At 64.3% G+C, this 20,133-nt stretch carries 15 protein-coding genes and 1 pseudogene; 5 read left to right on the top strand and 11 right to left on the bottom strand.

Annotated features, from left to right (window positions below; translation table 11 throughout):
• Positions 1-2 precede the first annotated feature (2 nt).
• Positions 3-197 carry a YqaE/Pmp3 family membrane protein gene (locus BSY16_RS15635; protein WP_069060518.1) on the bottom strand — a complete coding sequence of 65 codons (195 nt, stop codon included), beginning with the start codon at positions 195-197 and terminating at the stop codon, positions 3-5.
• 129 nt (positions 198-326) lie between these two features.
• Here BSY16_RS15635 and BSY16_RS15630 point away from each other — a divergent pair, with 129 nt between their 5' ends.
• The 5 genes from BSY16_RS15630 to BSY16_RS15610 are packed head-to-tail and all read left to right on the top strand — an operon-like array spanning position 327 to position 5,390.
• Entirely contained in the window at positions 327-1,013 is a 687-nt protein-coding gene (locus tag BSY16_RS15630; protein ID WP_069060517.1) for a phosphoribosylanthranilate isomerase, read from the top strand.
• Positions 1,010-2,230 carry a tryptophan synthase subunit beta gene (gene trpB / locus BSY16_RS15625; RefSeq protein WP_069060516.1) on the top strand — a complete coding sequence of 407 codons (1,221 nt, stop codon included), beginning with the start codon at positions 1,010-1,012 and terminating at the stop codon, positions 2,228-2,230. The genes BSY16_RS15630 and trpB overlap by 4 nt, the downstream gene beginning before the upstream one ends.
• Before the next feature lies 1 nt (position 2,231).
• Positions 2,232-3,071 (top strand): tryptophan synthase subunit alpha, encoded by an 840-nt coding sequence (gene trpA, locus BSY16_RS15620; protein ID WP_069060515.1) that lies wholly within the window; start codon positions 2,232-2,234, stop codon positions 3,069-3,071.
• A gap of 42 nt (positions 3,072-3,113) precedes the next feature.
• Positions 3,114-4,025: an acetyl-CoA carboxylase, carboxyltransferase subunit beta gene (accD, locus tag BSY16_RS15615; RefSeq protein ID WP_069060514.1), complete on the top strand. Its 912-nt coding sequence runs from the start codon at positions 3,114-3,116 to the stop codon at positions 4,023-4,025.
• 21 nt (positions 4,026-4,046) lie between these two features.
• Complete coding sequence (locus BSY16_RS15610) at positions 4,047-5,390, top strand: bifunctional folylpolyglutamate synthase/dihydrofolate synthase (protein ID WP_150129971.1); 1,344 nt, start codon at positions 4,047-4,049, stop codon at positions 5,388-5,390.
• A 57-nt stretch (positions 5,391-5,447) separates the two neighbouring features.
• Here BSY16_RS15610 and trxA read toward each other — a convergent pair whose 3' ends face one another.
• The 10 genes and pseudogenes from trxA to BSY16_RS15565 form a co-directional block, all read right to left on the bottom strand.
• Positions 5,448-5,768: a thioredoxin gene (gene trxA, locus BSY16_RS15605; RefSeq protein WP_069060512.1), complete on the bottom strand. Its 321-nt coding sequence runs from the start codon at positions 5,766-5,768 to the stop codon at positions 5,448-5,450.
• A gap of 95 nt (positions 5,769-5,863) precedes the next feature.
• Complete coding sequence (addA, locus tag BSY16_RS15600) at positions 5,864-9,442, bottom strand: double-strand break repair helicase AddA (protein WP_069060511.1); 3,579 nt, start codon at positions 9,440-9,442, stop codon at positions 5,864-5,866.
• Complete coding sequence (gene addB / locus BSY16_RS15595; RefSeq protein WP_069060510.1) at positions 9,435-12,614, bottom strand: double-strand break repair protein AddB; 3,180 nt, start codon at positions 12,612-12,614, stop codon at positions 9,435-9,437. Before addB ends, addA begins: the two co-directional genes overlap by 8 nt.
• 35 nt (positions 12,615-12,649) lie before the next feature.
• Positions 12,650-12,770, bottom strand: a pseudogene (locus BSY16_RS33255) (endonuclease domain-containing protein); the annotation flags it as partial.
• A 25-nt stretch (positions 12,771-12,795) separates the two neighbouring features.
• Complete coding sequence (locus BSY16_RS15590; protein ID WP_069060509.1) at positions 12,796-13,530, bottom strand: nucleotidyltransferase family protein; 735 nt, start codon at positions 13,528-13,530, stop codon at positions 12,796-12,798.
• A gap of 13 nt (positions 13,531-13,543) precedes the next feature.
• The gene (tsaE, locus tag BSY16_RS15585) at positions 13,544-15,040 is read right to left on the bottom strand and encodes a tRNA (adenosine(37)-N6)-threonylcarbamoyltransferase complex ATPase subunit type 1 TsaE (RefSeq protein ID WP_069060508.1); all 1,497 of its coding nucleotides are present in this window, start codon (positions 15,038-15,040) and stop codon (positions 13,544-13,546) included.
• A 15-nt stretch (positions 15,041-15,055) separates the two neighbouring features.
• Positions 15,056-17,509: a sensor histidine kinase gene (locus BSY16_RS15580; protein ID WP_069061570.1), complete on the bottom strand. Its 2,454-nt coding sequence runs from the start codon at positions 17,507-17,509 to the stop codon at positions 15,056-15,058.
• Between the two features lie 288 nt (positions 17,510-17,797).
• Complete coding sequence (gene ahcY / locus BSY16_RS15575) at positions 17,798-19,198, bottom strand: adenosylhomocysteinase (protein ID WP_069060507.1); 1,401 nt, start codon at positions 19,196-19,198, stop codon at positions 17,798-17,800.
• 108 nt (positions 19,199-19,306) lie between these two features.
• The gene (locus BSY16_RS15570; protein WP_069060506.1) at positions 19,307-19,579 is read right to left on the bottom strand and encodes an HPr family phosphocarrier protein; all 273 of its coding nucleotides are present in this window, start codon (positions 19,577-19,579) and stop codon (positions 19,307-19,309) included.
• A gap of 15 nt (positions 19,580-19,594) precedes the next feature.
• Positions 19,595-19,996, bottom strand: coding sequence for a PTS sugar transporter subunit IIA (locus BSY16_RS15565; protein WP_069060505.1), 402 nt, complete (start codon positions 19,994-19,996; stop codon positions 19,595-19,597).
• Positions 19,997-20,133: the final 137 nt, after the last annotated feature.

Below are 20,133 nucleotides of genomic sequence, written 5' to 3'. Positions count from 1 at the left end.
ACCTAACGTCGGTCACCCAGTGCATCCCGGATTTTCTTGTCCGTATTATATTGCCCCAGCGCGTAGACGGCCCAGATGGCGGCGGGCAGCCAGCCGATCAGCGTGATCTGCAAGATGAGGCAAATAATGCCGGCAATCGGCCGCCCGATGGTGAAAAACACGAGAAAGGGCAGGAGGATGGCAATGATGAGCCGCATGGAGATCTCCGGTCTGTATCTTCAACCCATATGGGACCGCCGGGCTGTCATGCAAGGGTGCCGGTTCCGGACGATTCGCCGCCGTCTTTCGGCTCGACTCTTCGGGAAAATTGTGCGACTTCCCTGCGCATGACACGTGACAAGCCACTCGACATCAAGATCTGCGGGCTGAAGACCGAGGAGGCCGTCGACAAGGCTGTTTCGCTAGGCGCCACGCATATCGGCTTCATCTTCTTTCTGAAAAGCCCGCGCAACATCGAGCCCTCGGATGCCGGCCGTCTGGCGGATCGCGTGCGCGGCCGGGTGAAGATCGTCGCCGTCACGGTCAATGCCGACAATGATGAACTCGACGAGATCGTCGACCAGCTTTCACCCGACATTCTCCAGCTGCACGGCAGCGAGGCCCCGGAACGCGTGCTGAACGTCAAGGCGGTCTATGGCCTGCCTGTCATGAAAGCCTTTTCGGTGCGCGACGCGGACGATCTGAAGAAGATCGAACCCTATATCGGCATCGCCGACCGGTTCCTGTTCGATGCCAAGCCGCCGGCCGGCTCCGAACTTCCGGGCGGCAATGGCGTGTCCTTCGACTGGACGCTCATGCATTTGCTTGACGACGGCGTCGATTACATGCTTTCCGGTGGGCTGAACAAGGATAATCTCGCCGAGGCCATCCGGCTGACCGGCGCACCGGGCATCGATGCCAGTTCCGGCGTCGAAAGCGCACCGGGCGTCAAGGATCTCGGCCTGATCGAAGCGTTTTTTGAAGCGGCACGAAAAGCGGAACACGAGACCGCCGTCGCAGGGAGAGGCAAGTGAACCAGTCACCCAACCTGAATTCGTACCGCGAGGGTCCGGACGAGGACGGCCGTTTCGGCATTTTCGGGGGCCGCTTCGTTGCCGAAACCCTGATGCCGTTGATCCTCGAGCTTCAGGACGAGTGGGACAGGGCGAAGACCGATCCGGCGTTCCAGGCGGAGCTGAAGGATCTCGGCGCACACTATATCGGCCGGCCGAGCCCGCTCTATTATGCCGAGCGCCTGACACAGCATCTCGGCGGCGCAAAGATCTATTTCAAGCGCGAAGAGCTGAACCACACCGGCTCGCACAAGATCAACAACTGCATCGGCCAGATCCTGCTCGCTAAGCGCATGGGCAAGACGCGCATCATCGCTGAAACCGGTGCCGGTCAGCACGGCGTGGCCTCCGCCACCGTTGCCGCGCGCTTCGGCTTTCCCTGCGTCGTCTATATGGGCGCGACGGATGTCGAGCGTCAGGCGCCGAACGTTTTCCGCATGAAGCTGCTCGGTGCCGAAGTGAAGCCGGTGACGGCGGGCAGCGGCACGCTGAAGGACGCCATGAACGAGGCCTTGCGTGACTGGGTCACCAATGTCGACGATACCTATTACCTGATCGGCACTGCCGCCGGCCCGCACCCCTATCCGGAGATGGTGCGCGACTTCCAGGCCGTCATCGGCACGGAAGCCCGCGAGCAGCTTTTTGCCGCCGAAGGCCGCCTGCCGGACATGGTGATCGCGGCCGTCGGCGGCGGTTCGAACGCCATCGGCATCTTCCATCCCTTCCTCGACGACAAGAGCGTGCAGATCGTCGGCGTTGAAGCCGGCGGCAAGGGCCTTGACGGCGACCTGCACTGTGCCTCGCTGACCGCCGGTTCGCCGGGCGTGCTGCATGGCAACCGCACCTACCTGCTGCAGGATGCGGACGGCCAGATCAAGGAAGGCCATTCGATTTCCGCGGGCCTCGACTATCCCGGCATCGGCCCCGAGCATGCCTGGCTGCACCAGATCGGCCGCGCCGAATATGTGCCGATCATGGACGATGAAGCGCTGGAAGCCTTCCAGTTGCTGACGAAGCTCGAAGGCATCATTCCGGCGCTCGAGCCGAGCCACGCCATCGCCGAAGTCATCAAGCGCGCGCCGAAGATGGGCAAGGACCAGATCATCCTGATGAACCTCTCCGGCCGCGGCGACAAGGATATCTTCACCGTCGGCAAGATCCTCGGCATGGAGCTCTAAGATGACCGCACGCATGGACAAACGTTTTGCGGATATCGCAGCGGAAGGCCGCCCGGCCCTCGTCACCTATTTCATGGCTGGCGACCCGGACTATACCAGCTCGCTGGAGATCATGAAGGCGCTGCCGAAGGCAGGCTCCGACGTCATCGAACTCGGCATGCCCTTTTCCGATCCGATGGCCGATGGCCCGGCGATCCAGCTGGCCGGCCAGCGCGCGCTCGCCGGCGGCCAGACGCTCGCCAAGACGATCCAGATGGCCCGCGACTTCCGCAAGCACGACGACGCGACGCCGATCGTGCTGATGGGCTATTACAACCCGATCTATATCTACGGCGTCGACCGTTTCCTCGACGAGGCGCTCGAAGCCGGCATCGACGGCCTGATCGTCGTCGACCTGCCGCCGGAAATGGACGATGAACTGTGCATTCCGGCGCTCGCCAAGGGCATCAACTTCATTCGCCTAGCAACACCGACCACGGATGAAAAACGCCTGCCGACAGTGCTGAAAAACACATCGGGTTTCGTCTATTATGTGTCGATGAACGGCATCACCGGTTCGGCTCTGCCGGATCCGTCGCTCATCGGCGGCGCCGTCGGCCGCATCAAGGCGCATACGACGCTGCCGGTCTGCGTCGGCTTCGGCGTCAAGACGGCGGAACACGCCCGCGCCATCGGCGCTTCGGCGGATGGTGTCGTCGTTGGTACTGCCATCGTCAACCAGATCGCCTCCAGCCTGACGGCGGACGGCAAGGCCAGTGCCGCCACCGTTGCCGGCGTCGAAACGCTGGTCATGAGCCTCGCATCGGGCGTGCGTGCGTCGCGCCTTGCGGCGGCGGAGTAAAGTTCCCACATGGGAACCACCATTATAACGGGAGTCTAGACCGTGAACTGGATCACGAATTACGTTCGGCCGAAGATCAACTCGATGCTTGGCCGCCCCGACCGGGACGTTCCGGAAAACCTCTGGATCAAGTGCCCGGAAACCGGCGAGATGGTGTTTCACCGCGATCTCGAGGAAAACAAGTGGGTCATCCCCGCTTCGGGCTACCACATGAAGATGCCGGCCAAGGCGCGGCTCAAGGATCTGTTCGACGACGGCGTCTACGAGGCCCTGCAGCAGCCGAAGGTGGCGCAGGACCCGCTGAAGTTCCGCGATTCGAAGAAGTATACGGATCGCCTGCGCGACAGCCGCGCCAAGACCGATCTGGAAGACACCATTGTCGCCGGCGTCGGCAAGTCGCGCGGCGTCAAGCTCGTCGCCGTCGTGCATGAGTTCAACTTCATGGGCGGCTCGCTCGGCATTGCCGCAGGCGAGGCGATCATCAAGGCCTTCGAACGGGCGATCGCCGAAAAATGCCCGCTCGTCATGTTCCCCGCCTCCGGCGGCGCGCGCATGCAGGAAGGCATCCTGTCGCTGATGCAGCTGCCGCGCACCACGGTGGCCGTGGAAATGCTCAAGGAAGCCGGTCTTCCCTATATTGTCGTGCTCACCAACCCGACGACCGGTGGTGTCACAGCCTCCTACGCCATGCTGGGCGATATCCACCTTGCCGAGCCGGGTGCCGAAATCTGCTTCGCCGGGAAGCGCGTCATCGAGCAGACGATACGCGAAAAACTTCCCGAAGGCTTCCAGACGTCGGAATACCTGCTGGAACACGGCATGATCGACCTGGTCGTCAAGCGCCATGACATCCCGGACACGCTGGCCCGCCTTCTGAAAATCCTGATGAAGAAGCCGGCAGCGGCGGCATCCCCTGTCGTCGCGAACGGCGCTGTCGCCATCGCGGCGCAGTAAAAACCTCATCGCGAGGGTGAGATGACGATGGTAACGGCCAGCGAAGCGGCAGCGGAGATCGAGAAGCTTCTCGGTCTCCATCCCAAGGGATTCGATCTTTCGCTGGACCGCATCACGCGGCTTCTCGCAGCCCTCGGCGATCCTCATTTGAGACTACCGCCGGTCATCCATGTGGCCGGCACCAATGGCAAGGGCTCGGTCACGGCCTTCTGCCGTTCGATCCTGGAGGCCCAGGGTTTTGGCGTCCACGTCCACACCTCGCCCCACCTCGTCAACTGGCACGAGCGCTACCGCCTCGGCGTCAAGGGCGGTCGTGGCCAGTTCGTGGAAGACGCCGTGCTGGCCGATGCCGTCCGCCGCGTCGCGGAAGCCAATGGCGGTGAAAAGATCACCGTTTTCGAAATCCTGACGGCCGTCACTTTCGTCCTGTTCTCCGAGCATCCCGCGGATGTGGCGATCATCGAGGTCGGCTTGGGTGGACGCTTCGATGCGACGAATGTCATGCCGCACCCGGCCGTCAGCGTCATCATGCCGATCTCGCTCGACCACCAGGCCTATCTCGGCGACCGTGTCGAACTGATCGCCGCGGAAAAGGCCGGCATCATGAAACGCGGCACACCGGTCGTCATCGGCTACCAGTCGGAAGAGGCTGCACGCGACGTGCTGATCGAAACCGCGGAACGGCTCGGCTGCCCGCATGCCATCTATGGCCAGGATTTCATGGCGCATGAGGAATATGGCCGGCTCGTCTATCAGGATGAATTCGGCCTGGCCGACCTGCCCTTGCCGCGCCTGCCGGGCCGCCATCAATATGGCAATGCGGCTGCTGCGATCCGCACTGTCAAGGCTGCCGGTTTCACCATCTCCGACCATGCCCTGGAAATGGGCCTCGTCCGCGTCGAATGGCCGGGTCGCCTGCAACGGCTGACCGACGGCACGCTCCAGCGGCTTGCCCCGCGCGGCAGCGAGATCTGGGTCGATGGCGGCCACAACCCCGGTGCCGGCCAGGTCATCGCCGAGACCATGGCGAATTTCGAGGAGCGCGAGGCGCGCCCGCTTTTCCTCATCACCGGGATGATCAATACGAAGGATCCGATCGGCTACTTCGAACCCTTCGGCGGCCTCGCCGAACGCGTCTTCACGGTGCCGATCCGCGGTTCGGATGCCGGGCTCGATCCGGTGGCGCTTGCCGAAGATGCCGCCCGCGCTGGCCTGGAAGCCGCGCCCCTCCTGACGGTCGCCGATGCGCTGGCCGAAATCGGCAACATCACCGCGGAGGATTCCGTGCCGCCGCGCATCCTGATCGGCGGCTCGCTCTACCTTGTCGGTGACGTGCTCGCCGACAACGGCACGCCACCCACCTGAACGACAAAAAGCCCGGCTTTCCAGCCGGGCTTTTTCTTTAAAGCAGTCGTCAGCCGATCAGGCGGCGCTGGAAATCCACGAGGACAGAGCCGTCTTCGGCGCGGCGCCGACCTTGATATCGGCCACTTCACCGCCCTTGAACATGGCGAGCGTCGGAATGGAGCGTACGCCGAACTTGGCGGCGAGTTCCGGGTTCTCGTCGATGTTCAGCTTGGCGACCTTGACCTTGCCGGCCAGTTCGGTGGCGATTTCTTCGAGTGCCGGGGCGATCATCTTGCACGGGCCGCACCATTCAGCCCAGAAATCGACAACGACCGGCTCGGCGGAATTCAGCACTTCGGCCTCGAAATTGGACTGATCGACTTTAACGGTAGCCATGAGGCTCTCCTTGAATGGTGATTGTTGCACAGGATGTGATGCTTTTGGCCTGCGGTTTCAAGCCCGGCCGATGATGGATTGTTCCGCCCGGTATCTCACTTTGACGTGAGTTCGGCAAGGCTCGCCTCCAGCACCCCGGCCTCCAGCCAATAGGTTTTCGCCGCTTCCGTATAGATCAGTCCGCAGCGGATTTCCCGGCCGGGATAGAGCGGTCCGAGGATCGCCCGGTAGATCGCCAGCTGCGCCCGGTGTTCGAAGGGAATCGCCTCCGCCGATGCCGGCGGCACCCGGTTCGTCTTGAAATCGACGATCTCCACCGCCGTTTCGCTGACGGCCATGCGGTCGATCCGACCCGATACCGCATAGTCGCGGCTGCCCAGCGCCAATGTGCCCATGATCGACACCTCCGCCCGCGCCGCAGGGGAAAAGATCGTCACAAGGCTCGCGTCGTCGATCACCGCAAGCGCCGCTGTCACAAGCGACGCTCGTGCCGCGGCCGGCCAGTTTGTGGCGGCCCGTTCGAGATAGCGCCGCGCCGCCGCCGGCCGTTCGTCCGGCTCGAAGGACGGCAGGACCTGCAGGAACCGATGCAGGATGCGTCCGCGCTCCAATGCAAGCCCTGTATCCGGACCGCCGCCGCCCCGCCGCGCAAACAGCGCCGAGGGCACCAGCAGATCGGCTGCATCCGTCTCGATCACTGCGGCGGCACCGGATGGGCTCAGCGGCCGCGGCAAGGCTTTCTGCACCGGCAGGGGTTTGCCGAGCGCCTCCGGCAGGATGGTCCTGGTCTTCTCCTCGACGGAGGCCGCGACGACGACATCGCCGACAGCCGCCGCGCCGGCCTCACGCCAGGCCAGGCCCTGCCAGCTCTCGCCCGCCGTCGAAAAGGTCGTTTCGACCGCGCGTTCACTATCGGACGACAGCGCCGTCGCGATCATCGGATGCCAGGTATCCTTGTTCTCCTGCCGCCCGCGATAGCCGCAAACCACCAGCCGGTCCGCCGCACGCGTCATCGCGACATAGAGCAGCCGGCGGTACTCTTCTTCGGCACCGGCCTTGATGCGCTCCGCATCGGCCGCGGTCAGAGCATTGCCGAAATCCTTCAGCGGCAGCCAGGCCGGCAGGCCGTCGGCGAGGTTTTCTGCCGAAAGGAAGCGCAGGGTCGGCATGTGGCTGTGGCTGAAGGCCTTTGCCCCGCCATCGACGAGGAAGACCACCGGCGCTTCCAGCCCCTTGGCTGCATGAACGGTCATGATGCGGATTTCGCCGCGCGCCTTGTCCTGCTCGCGCTTGACTGTCGGCGCCTCCAGCTCCAGCGTGGAAACGAAGGCTTGAAGGCCGGGCAGGCCGTTTTCCTCCTGCTCCAGCGCGAAGGTGAGGAATTCGTCGATGATCTCGCCCGCCTCCGTCCCGAGCCGGGCAAGAAACGCCCGTCGCCCGCCGCCAGCACCCAGGATGCGGGCATAAAAATCATGCACCGACTGGCCACGTGCATCACGGACAAGGTTTTCCAGCCGGCGAACGATGGAAAAAAGCGTGATATCCTCTTCCCCCGCCGCGCGCAACCGCGCCCAGAGGCCTTCCTTTTCGCCGCGCCGCGCCGCCAGTTCGAACAGCGCGTCCTCACCGACGCCGAACAGCGGGCTCTTCAACAGCGCCGCAAGGGAAAGATCGTCCTCCGGCAGCACGGCAAAGCGGCCGAGCGCCATCAGGTCCTGCACGGCAATATGTTTTGTCAGCACCAGCCGGTCGGCACCGGCGACGGGCAGGTTGTGCCGCTGCTTGAGGGTGCGGGTGAGCGCATTGACGAAGGCGTCGCGCTTGCGCACAAGCACGATGACGTCGCCGGCGGCCATCAGCCGCGCCTTGCGCTTTTCCGTCACGGTCTCGCGGCCGATCCAGCCCGCCAGCGTGTCGGCGATGCGCCGCGCCAGCACGTTGATCGGCGCTTCTTCGGCCACGGCATCGAAGGGCGCGGTCCAGTCGTCCTCGTCCAGCCCGGGTGGTGCGGCGATCACCTCCCAGATATCGACGGCCCCCGGCTCGCGCCCGCGATTGGAGGCATGCACGATCTCCCCGCCATCCGGCGACAGCCCGCGCGCATTGCCGGCCTCGAGAAAGACCCGGTCGACGGCTGACAGCACATCACGTGTCGAGCGGAAGGAGAGCAGCAGGCGGATCGGGCTGAAGGCGGTGTCCGCCGCCCGCGTGCGCCGCGAAACCTCGCGGCCTTCCTCGGCAAAGCGTTCCGGCCGGGCGCCCTGGAAGGAATAGATCGACTGTTTCTCGTCGCCCACGGCGAAGATCGTGCGCCCCGTAACGCGCGCCGTTTCGCCGGCAAAGAAATCGTCGGTCAAGGCTTTTACGATCTGCCATTGCCGTGGGCTGGTGTCCTGCGCCTCGTCGACGAGGATGTGGTCGATGCCCTGGTCGAGCTTGTAGTGCACCCAGGCGCTCACCCGGTCACGGGTCAAGAGCGCCGCCGTCCGGTCGATCAGGTCGTCGAAGTCGAGCAGGCTGCGCGCCCGCTTCAAATCCTCATAGTCGCCGATCAGCCGCTCCGCGATGACAAGGGCTGCCGATGTCGCCTCATACATGCGAAAGCGCCGCAGTCGGTCTTCGCAGGCCGTGATATGCGCCTGCGCGGCCAGCAGCGCCTCTTCCAGATAGGGCGCGCTGTCGCGCACTTTCTTGGAGAAGAACGACCGGTCCAGGCTGCGCGGCGCGCCGGTGCCGGTGAAGAACAGATCGTAGAGTGCCGCCCGCCGCGCCTCGGCATCCGTCAGCTTTATCAGGCCGCGCAAACCGGCAGCGGACGCCTTCACCGTCTCGCTACCAAGATTTTCGGCGGCGACGAGGTAGGATTCAAGCGTGACACCCTGCAAGCCATCGAGCGGCCAGAAAGACGCCAGAATGTCCTCCGCCGTCTCGCTGGGATCGAGCCCGGTTTCCCGGCGCAGCACCACATCCACGCCGCCGGCTTTCGTCGTGGCTTCAAGAAACTCCCGGATCGACCCGCGGCGCGCGACGATGTCGGAGATCAGCCGCTCGAGCCCGGTATCGTCGGCGATGTCGAGCACGGTGGCGAAGGCGTCGGTCAGCGCCTCGTCGTCCTCGCTCGTCGTCGCCGTCAGCAGCGTGCGGCGGGCATCGGCCAGAAGCACCGCCGCCGCCCGGTCGTCGAGCACGGAAAAATGACCGGCAACATTGGCTTCCAGCGGAAACTGGTGCAGCAGCGCCTCGCAGAAGGCATGGATCGTCTGGATCTTCAGGCCGCCCGGCGTTTCGAGCGCCCGGGCAAACAGGCGGCGCGCCTCGGCGAGCTTGAGGAGGTCCGGCCGCTTGCCCTCGACGGAGGCGACACGCTCGGACAACTCCGCGTCGGAGAGTGTGGCCCAATCGGCAAGCCGCTCGAAGACGCGGTTCGACATTTCGGACGCCGCTGCCTTCGTATAGGTCAGGCAGAGGATGGCCGATGGCCGGCAGCCGGCAAGCAGCAGCCGGATGACGCGCTGGGTCAGGACGTGCGTCTTGCCAGAGCCGGCATTGGCCGAAACCCAAGCCGAGCGATCGGGATCCGACGCCGTCGCCTGTTTCTGCGACGTCCAGCTCAGCCAGGTGGCTGGATCGGCGGAGGCGGGCCGATCGTCCTTGGGAACACCGTCCTCAAGCATCCTCGGTCTCCCCGCCATTTTCCGCCGACGACCATTCGGCGACCCGCGCCAGGTGGTCGTATTCGCCGCCATAGTCCCGTTCCTGCTCGGGAATGAGCCGGGAAGCGAAGCCGTAGCGCCCCTCGATCAGCCCGGTCAGCAGCTTTTCCAGTTCCGTCAGGGAATCCTCGCCGAGCTCGGTCGCGGATTTCGGTATCGTGCCGGCGGATTTGGCGTGTTCGTTATTGACCTGTTCGGCCTTGAACCGTTCGCCCGGCTTGAGGCGCACATAGAGAAGGTTTGCCGGCTCACGGATGCCCGGCCCGCGGAAGCCACCGCGCTTGAGTGCCGCCGCCTCCAGTGCCAGCTGCGGATCGAGCAGTGCGCGTGCCACCTTGAGAGAAGGCGTGCTGCCCGTCTTGTAGTCGAGAATATCGGCGCTGCCATCCGGCAGGATGTCGATCCGGTCGGCAATGCCGGTCAGCCGGATACCGGCGACACCGAGATCGAGCGAGGCCGGAACTTCCGTCAGGCTTTCGCGCACGCCGCCGGCCCGTTCGACATGCCATGTCACGAAGGCGCGGGCGACCGCGGCAAACCGCGGACGCCAGACGGCATCGATATGCGGCGGCAGCGCGACCGCATCGAATTCCTCGTTGAGGATGCGGGCGACGAGGGTGTGGGGCTCGCCCGGTGCCTCCTCCCGCACGAAGCGATCGACGATGCGGTGATAGAGCGAGCCGCGCTCGGCCGGCCCCGGGTCGAGGTTGAACGGTGCGATCGGATCGAGACGCAGGATATGCCGGGCATAGATCGCATAAGGATCGCGCCGAAGGCGGCCGATCTGGCTGAAGGAGTATTTTTTCGGCTGCAGCTCGGCGGGTGGTCGCGGTGCCGGGCGCGTTGCATTCGCCACATTGGGTCCCTTGTCGAGCTGGTTTGCCCAGTCGATGACGTCCTTGCCGCGCAGGCGCAGATCGGCCGCCAGAACCGGACCACCGACGGCGATGAGCCGTTGCAGCCAGCGCGAGGCGACGGTCGGCGCCGTACCGTTGCGCAGCGCCCGGGTCAGCACCAGCTTGGGGGTCGCGGCCGCCATCTGCAAATCATGGCCGAGCTGGCCGATCCGCCGTTCCGGCGGCTCCAGGCCGATTTCCACCTTCATGATGCGCGACAGGAAGGCGTCGTTCGTCGCCTGTCCCGGCCAGGTGCCCTCGTTCAACCCGCCGATTACGACCGTATCGACGCTCTGCAGGCGCGATTCGAGCGCGCCGAAAATGAAGACGCGGGGATGGCGCATGGAGCGCGGCTTGACGCTTTCGCTCGCTGCGAGCGCCTCAATGATGTCGCACCATTGCGGCCCGTCCGCCTCGATCTGGCCGTCCGTCTCCATCACGCTCTTCAGCAGGTTGGCAAGGGCATCGCCCGCCTCACCGGACCAGAGTGCAGCAAGATCGCCGCGTTCATCCACCGCTATCGCCTCCAGCGCGCGGCCGGTCCGCTCCGACCAGTCGGAAACGGTGAGCTTCGAGGAAAAGCGTCGCCCGGTGCGGCTTTGCTGCACCAGCACGCCGGCCAGCGGCTCGACGGCATCTGCAACGCGGCGTGCAAGATCGCGGGCAAGCGGGATAGCCTGCTCGGGCAGGGCCGTGCGCCAGACGGGTGGATGGCGGTCGTCCGCCTGGCGCTCCAGTGCGGCATCGAGCAGGGGTTCGAGCGTGGAGATGTCGATCTCGGCCGTGCCGCCACGCAGCGCCGTCAGCTCCAGCGCGGTGACGGCGTCGCCGAGGTCGGCGGCAGGCAGGCCGAAGCGGGCGAGCGGGTGTTTTAGAAGTGCGACGAGCGGCACCGGATCGCCGGGGCGCAGCGCCGCCTCTACCAGGAGCCGCAGAAGCGTGCCCTGCGGCGTGGACAAAAGCGGCGTGCCGGCGGAATCGTCCGCCTCGATGCCGAATCGCGCAAGCTCCGCCGCCACCCGCCGCCCGAGCTTGCGGTCGGGTGTGATCAGCGCGGTCTGGGCGTCTTCGCCATCCTCCAACGCAAGACGCAGCGTTATGGCGATCGCCAGCGCCTCCTCGCGTTCATTGGCCGCCTCGACGAGCGAGACATCACGGAAGGCCTCTTCCAGGCGCCCTGTATCGAGCGCGCCGCGAACATCGCCCCAGCTCGCGGTCGCCTGCGTCGGCAGGAAGGCGCTTGAGAGGACTTTTGAACGGTATTCCAGCGCTTCGGGGGGCGTGCCGAGCGGGTCGACATCGTTTCGAGTGCAGCCCATGCGGGCGAGCAGGCGGTAGAGGCCGTATTGTGGATGGCTGCGGGCGGCTGCATCCGGTTTCTGCGCGCCTGATGCACCGCCCTGATGGCCGACGAGCAGCCATTCGGCGTCGGACATGAAGCGGTCGAGCCCCGGCAGGATGACGACACCGTTCGGCAGTTCCGCCACGGCGGCGATAAGGCCGGCGGTCGCCGGAATGGAGCCGGTCGAGCCGGCGATGATGACGGGCCCCGCGGGCGGCGCGTGTCTGTAGCGCTCGGTTTCGGCATGCAGCGTCGCATTGCGCCTCAGCGATGGCGAGGAACGGTTGAGCTCGGTCAGCCGCGCCGGCCAATACTCGCTGGCGATCTTCAAAAATTCGGCGGTCAGCTGCCACCAGAGCGCATGGTTGGACACATCGAGATTGTCGAGCGCCAGCCAATCGAGCTCCTCCGTCTCCATCGCGTCGATGATGTCGGCGAGGTTGCGGGCAAGCCAGACGGCATCGGCCGGGCTCGCCGGCGCCACCAGCGGGCTTTCGGCATGCACGGCGGTGACGGCGGCCGGCAGGCGGTTGCGCCAGGCGAGCACGAGGCGGGCGAGTTCGATAAGCCGCGTCGGCCCGGAAAGGGGTTCTGCCATGTCGAGCAGCGCCGGTGTGATTTCATCGAAGAAGCCGCTGTCGTCATCGGTCTCGCCGAGCGCCCGGATCACCGGCAGGATCGCCGAGCGCCCGCCGAGAAGATCGACAAATTCCGAGCGCAGCACGCGGGCCGAACGCCGGGTCGGCACATAGATCGTCACGTCGGCGAGCGCCAACGGATCGGCCGGGTCATAGGTAAAGCCGGGAACAAGTTGGCCGTCGATGAGGGTCGAGGCCACCGTCTTCAGGAAGGGCAGGCTCGCCGGAATGGAGTAGATGCGGCCGCGCTCCGTCATGATAGTTCTCCGGGAGGCACGGTCGCAGTGCGAGACGCCCCCTCATCCGCCTGCCGGCACCTTCTCCCCGCGGGGGAGAAGGAAAAAACCGCAAACGTCTCGTTTCCCCTTCTCCCCCGCGGGAAGAAGGTGGCCCGTAGGGTCGGATGAGGGGGAGACCCCTCATGCCTTTCGGTGAATGTCACGCCGCCGCCTCGCGGAAGGCGCCGATCACGGCTTCCGCCGCACCGATCGCGTCCGGCGTGCCGACGGTGATCCAGTGGCCTTCCAGCATGATGCCGTACAGCCGGCCCTTTTCGATCGCCCGGTCGAAATAGATGTTGAGGTTGAAGGCATCGTCGGGCGCGTCATCCAGCAGACCGGGCATCATGGCGATGGCACCGGCATAAACGTACGGCGTACCGTCGCCGTCCTTGTAGCGCTTGAGGTGCCCCGCCGCGTCCATGGAAAAATCCTTCTTGCCATTGTGGCCGGTCGTGTCCTCCAGCTTTACACAAAGCAGCAACATGTCCATGCGGTCCGGATCGAAGGCCTCGGCCAGCCGGGCGAGATTGCTCGGCCGCCCGGGCGTCTCGCCGATCCAGAACAGGTCGGCATTCATCACGAGTACAGGGTCCCGGCCAAGCAACTTCAAGCCCTTGGCGAGCCCGCCGCCCGAATTCATCAGGCCATCGGTTTCGTCGGAGAGAATGATCGCCGGTTCCGTGCGCGTTGCGAGATGGGCTTTCATCTGGTCGGCGAAGTGATGAATGTTGACGACCGCACGCTTCACGCCCGCCTCGGCGAGCGCGTCGAGCCCATAGTCGATCATCGCCTTTCCGGCGATCGGCACCAGCGGCTTCGGCATCGTATCGGTGATGGGGCGCAGGCGCGTTCCAAGGCCGGCGGCCAGCACCATGGCGTCTTCGATTGTCATCGCATACTCGCGCTTATGATTCGGTCGCGAGGATTCCAGCCTTTTCGCACCAGTCGCGCAAGGGGGCGAGGTCGGGATGACCAAGCGCGCGCGTGAGATTGCGGAAGGTGCGCGGCATATGGCGCATATAGGCGGGCTTGCCGTCGCGCTGCATCAGCCGCACCCAGAGGCCGATGAGCTTGCAGTTGCGCTGTGCGGCCATGACATGCCAGTCGCGCAGGAAACGCGTCCTGTCGAAGCCGGCGTCTTTTTCGCGCAGCACAAGGTAGTGCTCAAACACCTCGTCCGCCACACCGTCCGGCATGTCGACACGGGCATCCTGCACCAGCGAGGCGACGTCATAGGCGGACGGGCCGATCATCGCATCCTGGAAGTCGATGATGCCGACCCGGTCGGTGCCGGTCGCCTCCGGACGCCAGATGATGTTCGGTGAATGGAAATCGCGCAGCAGCAGATTGTGTTCCGCTTCCGCGAGGCTTTCGATCAGCCCATCCCAGATCGCGATATAGTCGCGCCGTTCTTCGTCGCTTGCCGGCGTTCCGCGCTTCCAGGGCAGATACCAGTCGGTGAGCAGGCTCACCTCGATCTGCATGGCGTCACGGTCGAAATCCGGCACGCGGTGGACGATACCATTGGCGACAGGCAGATCACGCGCAAAAACCTGCCCGTGCATGCGCGCAAGGCAGGCGGCACTTTCGCGGTAGCGCTCAGTGATCGGCACGCCATCGGCGTCGAGGACACCCTCGCTGCCGAGGTCTTCGATCAGCAGGATACCTTGGTCGATGTCCATGTCGTAAATGGCAGGCGCACGAAGGTCGCGGGAGACGAGGTATCTGCCAATCGCGATGAACGGCCGCACATCTTCGGCGATATGGGCGATCTGTTGGTAATATTTGCCCTTGGCAAGGATCGGTCCCGGCGTGTGCCGCGGCGAGTCCATCAGGACGAGACGCTTTTCACCCGTGTAGACATGCTCGTAGGCACGAACGGACGCATCGCCCGTCAGGTGCCGCCGTGTCGCATTCTGGTAGCCGGCATTGTCGAGGAAGGCGCGGATCGCCAGCGAGCGCCGAATCCGGGTAAGTGCTGCCGCCAGCCCGTCGATCCCAACACGGCGGCCATCACCCTCGTGCACGAAGCGCAGCGTGATCCCGTCGGTCGGCAGCGCGCCAGAACCCTTTTCCGGCCATTCGACGAGGCAGATACCGTCGGAAAGCGCTTCATCGAACCCGAGTTCATCGATCTCGGCAGCGTCCGCAATGCGGTAGAGGTCGAAATGCGCGACGGGGATGCGCAGCTCATAGCTCTGCACCAGCGTGAAGGTCGGGCTCGGCACTTCCAGCAGGGCATCGTCCGCAATGGCGCGGATCACCGCGCGGGCAAAGGTCGACTTGCCTGCACCGAGATCGCCATGGAGCGCTACATAGTCGCCGCGCTTCAGCGCGAGCGCCATGTCCTCGCCGAAGCGGATGGTTGCGGCGTCGTCGGCGAGAAAGATGTCGAGCGACATGGTGGTCCTTCGGGCCTATTCCGCCGCTGCAAACGACGTCATCGTCGCGGAGGGGAGGCGGACGGCGACATCCGTGCCGCGCCCCTCGTGGCTATCGATCGTGACGGTGCCGTGGTGCAGGCTGACGAAGCTTTCGACGATGGAGAGACCTAGGCCCGCGCCGCCGTGGCGGCCGTGGCTTTCGAAGCGATCGAACACCGTCTTCAGCACATCCTGCGGGATGCCCGGCCCGCGGTCCGAGACGGTGAAGACGAGGTCACTGCCCTCGCGCCAGCATTTGAGCCCGATGGACGTGCCCTCCGGCGCAAAATTCGCGGCGTTGCTGAGCAGCTTGATGAGAATCTGCTTCAGGCGCTGCTGGTCGGCGACGATGGTGCCGAGATTGTCCGGCGCGGTGATTTCCAGCGTCACCTGCGCGTCGTGCAGGCGGTCGGAAAACTGCATCGACACGTCGTCGAGCAGGTCCGTCAGGTTGATCTCGCTATAATCGAGCTCCATGATGCCGGCATCGACGGTGGCAAGATCGAGAATGTCGTTGACGATGGTCAGCAGCACGGCCGAGGAGGTCGCGATGTGATCGACATATTCCGACTGCCGGTCGTTGAGTTCGCCCATGGTCGGCGTCTTCAGAAGGTCCGCAAAGCCGATGATGTTGGTGAGCGGCGAGCGCAGCTCGTAGGAGACGTGCTGGACAAAATCGTTCTTCAGCGCGTCCGCCTTGCGCAGCGCCTCGTTCTTTTCCGTCAGCGCACGGCTGACGCGCACGCTATCGGTGACGTTGACGAAGGTCAGCATCGTCTGGGCGTTGGAAAGCGGAATGACGGCGAAGTCGAGGATCAGGCCGGTGCGCAGCTCCAGCACGCCCTGGCAGGACGGGCGCTCGTCATCGAAGCTGGTGATGATGTGCGCGAAGCGCTTCCAGCCGTCCGGCTTGTCGTAGGAGACCGCACAGGCCTGCTCGATAGCGCGGATATGCGTGCCGGATTTCACCTCCGCCTCGCTGATGCCCCAGAGCGCGCGGAAGGCCGGGTTGGACAGCCGGATACGCCCATCCGGGCTGAACACCGCCACACCTTCGGCGAGATGGTCGATCGTCTCGTCCTGCACCTGCACCAGCGTGTTGTAGCGCGTTTCGAGATCGACCTTTTCGGTCAGGTTCTCGAAGACCCAGGTGGCGCCGCCCTGCGGGCGCGCGGTCGCGAACACGCGCAGCGTCTGGCCGTTCGGCAGGTGCCAGAGGTCGGTCTGGGTTTCGATGGCGCGATAGACGGAAAGGGCTGCGTCCTTCCACTGTTTCCAGTTCAGCTGCTCCGGCAGCTTGCCGCCGGCGCGCAGCCTGTCGAGCAGCTCGCCATTGCCCGGCTTGCTTTCGAGGAAGGCCGTTTCGATCTCCCACATGCGCTGGAAGGCCTGGTTGTAGAATTGCAGGCGCTGTTCGCCGTCGAAGATCGCGACCGGCGTCGCCAGATGGTCGAGCGTCTCGGCATGGCTCTTCAGCGTGCGCACGAGTTCCTCGCGCACGGCCTCGATATCGGAAATGTTGACGGCGATGCCGGCGGAACCGGTCGCGCTCTTCGCATCGACGACGTCGAAGAAGCTGCGGTTGCCGTGCACGACGGTCGAGACCTTGTCGCGGAAGGGGGCATCATAGGTGCTGGCGGCGCGGATCTTTTCGCGCGCGATGGTCGGCAGCAGTTCGCGTCCTTCGTGGACGGCGCTGGCGGCATCCTTCGCCTCGACGGCCTCGGCATAGGCTTCGTTCACCCAGGCGAGCGATCCATCGCCGGCACGTTGCCACACGGGAAGGTCGATCTGGTCGAGCAGGCCCTGCAGCGTGGTCAGCGCCTGCACCAGCCGGTCGCGCTCGAGCTTCAGCTCGGCTGCCTCGGCACGAAGATTGTTGAGGGCGACGAAACGCACGAAGGCCTGTCCGCCGGACACGCGGCCCTGCGCCTCGATGACTTCGTCCCGCGCCGTCTCGATGATGAGGTCGAAACTCTGCGCCTGCGAGCGTAGCCGCTCCACGGCGCGTTCGATGTCCGCGGCGGAGTTGGGCTTCAGCCAACGGCCGAAAGCCAGGAAATCACGGTCGGCCTGCGGAGCGCCGGTTTCCGCCGGCAACTGGCCTAGGAATTCCGGCTTGTCGGAAAGGCCGTCCCACACGACGATGCGCCGGTCCTTGTCGCCGATCAGCGCCTGGAGGCGCGAGACGTTGTGGCGGGCGTCGGCAAGACTTGCCTTCAGCTCGCGGCTTTCTGCCTCCATGCGGCCGCGCTGGCGGATCATCCAGATGGCAGAAACCATCGCGGCCGACATCACGCCGAGCAGCATGGAAATGGTGACGATTTCGGTCGTGGCGAGATAGGGGCCAGCCGCATGCGCCGGGCCGGCAACAGACGCCAGCGCAGAACCGGCCGCCAGTATCGATACGAGACGGCGCCTGCCGTTCGTAAACCATCCGTTAACCATAAATTTTTGGAGCGCAAACGAATGCGCTGTATCCCGTTCCGGCATGGCTAGAGCCTGCCTGGAACGGCCTCGTTTCAATTCCGACATCATCCCCGGTATGTCTCCGTCCGTTTGCCGCCTGATCGACAAGACATCCCATCCGGCGCGTAAGGTCCGCATCTCAACGCCGAATCAACTGCTTAACGATACTTGTTTACCGAATCGTCGGGAAGGGACGAGGCCAAAAAAGAGGCGGCGCGCCTTGTCAAGCGCGCCGCCTCTAGATGTTGTGGATAATCCGGGTAAGGATCAGTACCTGTAGTGCTCAGCCTTGAACGGACCGGTCGTCGTCACGCCGATATAGCCGGCCTGCTCGTCGGAAAGTTCGGTCAGCTTGGCGCCGAGCTTGGCGAGGTGAAGGCGCGCGACCTTCTCGTCGAGCTGCTTGGGCAGAACGTAGACCTCGTTCTTGTAGGCGTCGCCCTTGGTGAAGAGTTCGATCTGGGCCAGAACCTGGTTGGAGAACGAAGCGGACATCACGAAGGACGGGTGGCCGGTGGCGTTGCCGAGGTTGAGCAGGCGGCCTTCCGACAGCAGGATCATGCGGTTGCCCTTCGGGAACTCGATCATGTCGACCTGCGGCTTGATGTTCGTCCACTTGAAGTTCTTCAGCGAGGCGACCTGGATCTCGTTGTCGAAGTGGCCGATATTGCCGACGATCGCCATGTCCTTCATCTCGCGCATATGGTCGACGCGGATGACGTCCTTGTTGCCGGTCGTGGTGATGAAGATGTCGGCCGAGGAGACGACGTCTTCGAGCTGCACGACTTCAAAACCGTCCATGGCTGCCTGGAGGGCGCAGATCGGATCGATTTCCGTGACTTTTACGCGGGCGCCGGCACCTTTGAGCGAGGCAGCCGAACCCTTGCCGACGTCGCCGTAACCGCAGACGACGGCGACCTTGCCGGCCATCATCACGTCGGTGCCGCGGCGGATGCCGTCGACCAGCGATTCCTTGCAGCCGTACTTGTTGTCGAACTTCGACTTGGTGACCGAATCGTTGACGTTGATTGCGGGGAAGGGCAGCAGGCCCTTCTGCTGGAGCTGGTAGAGACGGTTGACGCCGGTCGTGGTCTCTTCGGTGACGCCCTGGATGGCATCGCGCTGCTTGGTGAACCAGCCGGGCGTTGCAGCAAGGCGCTTCTTGATCTGTGCGAAGAGGATTTCCTCTTCTTCCGAACCGGGGTTCGACAGCACGTTCTCGCCGGCTTCGGCGCGGGCACCGAGCAGGATGTACATGGTGGCATCGCCGCCATCGTCGAGGATCATGTTGGAGAGGCCGCCATCGGTCCACTGGAAGATCTTGTCGGTGTATTCCCAGTATTCCGTCAGCGTCTCGCCCTTCACGGCATAGACCGGGATGCCGGCGGCGGCGATCGCGGCGGCGGCATGGTCCTGCGTGGAGAAGATGTTGCACGAGGCCCAGCGCACGTCGGCGCCGAGTGCGACCAGCGTCTCGATGAGAACGGCGGTCTGGATCGTCATGTGCAGCGAGCCGGTGATGCGCGCGCCCTTGAGCGGCTTTGCCGTGCCGAATTCTTCGCGGCAGGCCATCAGGCCCGGCATTTCGGTTTCGGCGATCTGAATTTCCTTACGGCCGAAATCGGCAAGCGCGATATCGGCGACGTGGTAGTCCTTCGTGGTGGTCATGGAGGTCTCCAGCCTTCTGGCTTTTGGTGATGGCGCTTCCTATCAGGAAACGTCAGCTGGAGCAACCGCATATAAAGAAGTCTTTATATCCTTATATCGACACTTGGTTTACATTTCTTCGCCGAAACGGTCGGCAATCAGCGCATCCAATGCGTCCAGCACCTGCTGCGCCTGGGCGCCCGTCGCGGTGACGAACACGCTGCATCCCGGGCTGGCGGCCAACATCATCAGCCCCATGATGGAGGTGCCGCCCACCGTCATGCCGTCCTTGGAGACGGTCACTTCCGCGTCGTAGCCGTCCACCGTCTGGACGAATTTAGCCGAAGCACGGGCATGCAGGCCGCGCTTGTTGATGATGAGAAGCTCTTTCGAGACGGTCATGGACGGCGGGAAACCTTATTTGCCGCTCAGGACGCGGCTGGCCACATTGATATATTTGCGGCCGGCCTCGGAGGCGTCGATCAGCGCCTTTTCCATGTTGTTCTCGCCGCGGATGCCGGCAAGCTTGATCAGCATGGGAAGGTTGACGCCGGCGATCACCTCGATGCCGTCGCCGGTCATGACGGAAATCGCGAGGTTCGACGGTGTGCCGCCGAACATGTCGGTGAGGATGATGACACCGTGCCCCTGGTCGGCTTTCTGGACGGCTTCCAGGATATCCTGGCGGCGCTGGTCCATGTCGTCCTCGGGGCCGATGCAGACGGTCTCGATCGCCTTTTGCGGACCGACCACATGTTCAAGGGCGTGACGAAATTCCTCCGCCAGCTTGCCATGGGTGACAAGCACCAGTCCGATCATCAGCAGTCGCTCCAGTTTCCCAATTCAAAACGAACGGCGAATACCGCAACGCAGCAATTCCGTCCACCGTTGGGGTGGCCATCATGTCAATGAAAAGACCAAGTGCAAGCCCAAAATGGCTGATTTCGTGTTTTGCT

Origin of the sequence: Sinorhizobium sp. RAC02, assembly GCF_001713395.1 — a bacterium.
GTDB lineage: Bacteria > Pseudomonadota > Alphaproteobacteria > Rhizobiales > Rhizobiaceae > Shinella.
Note: the sequence above shows the minus strand (reverse complement) of the source record. Positions and strands in the feature narration are given on the sequence as shown.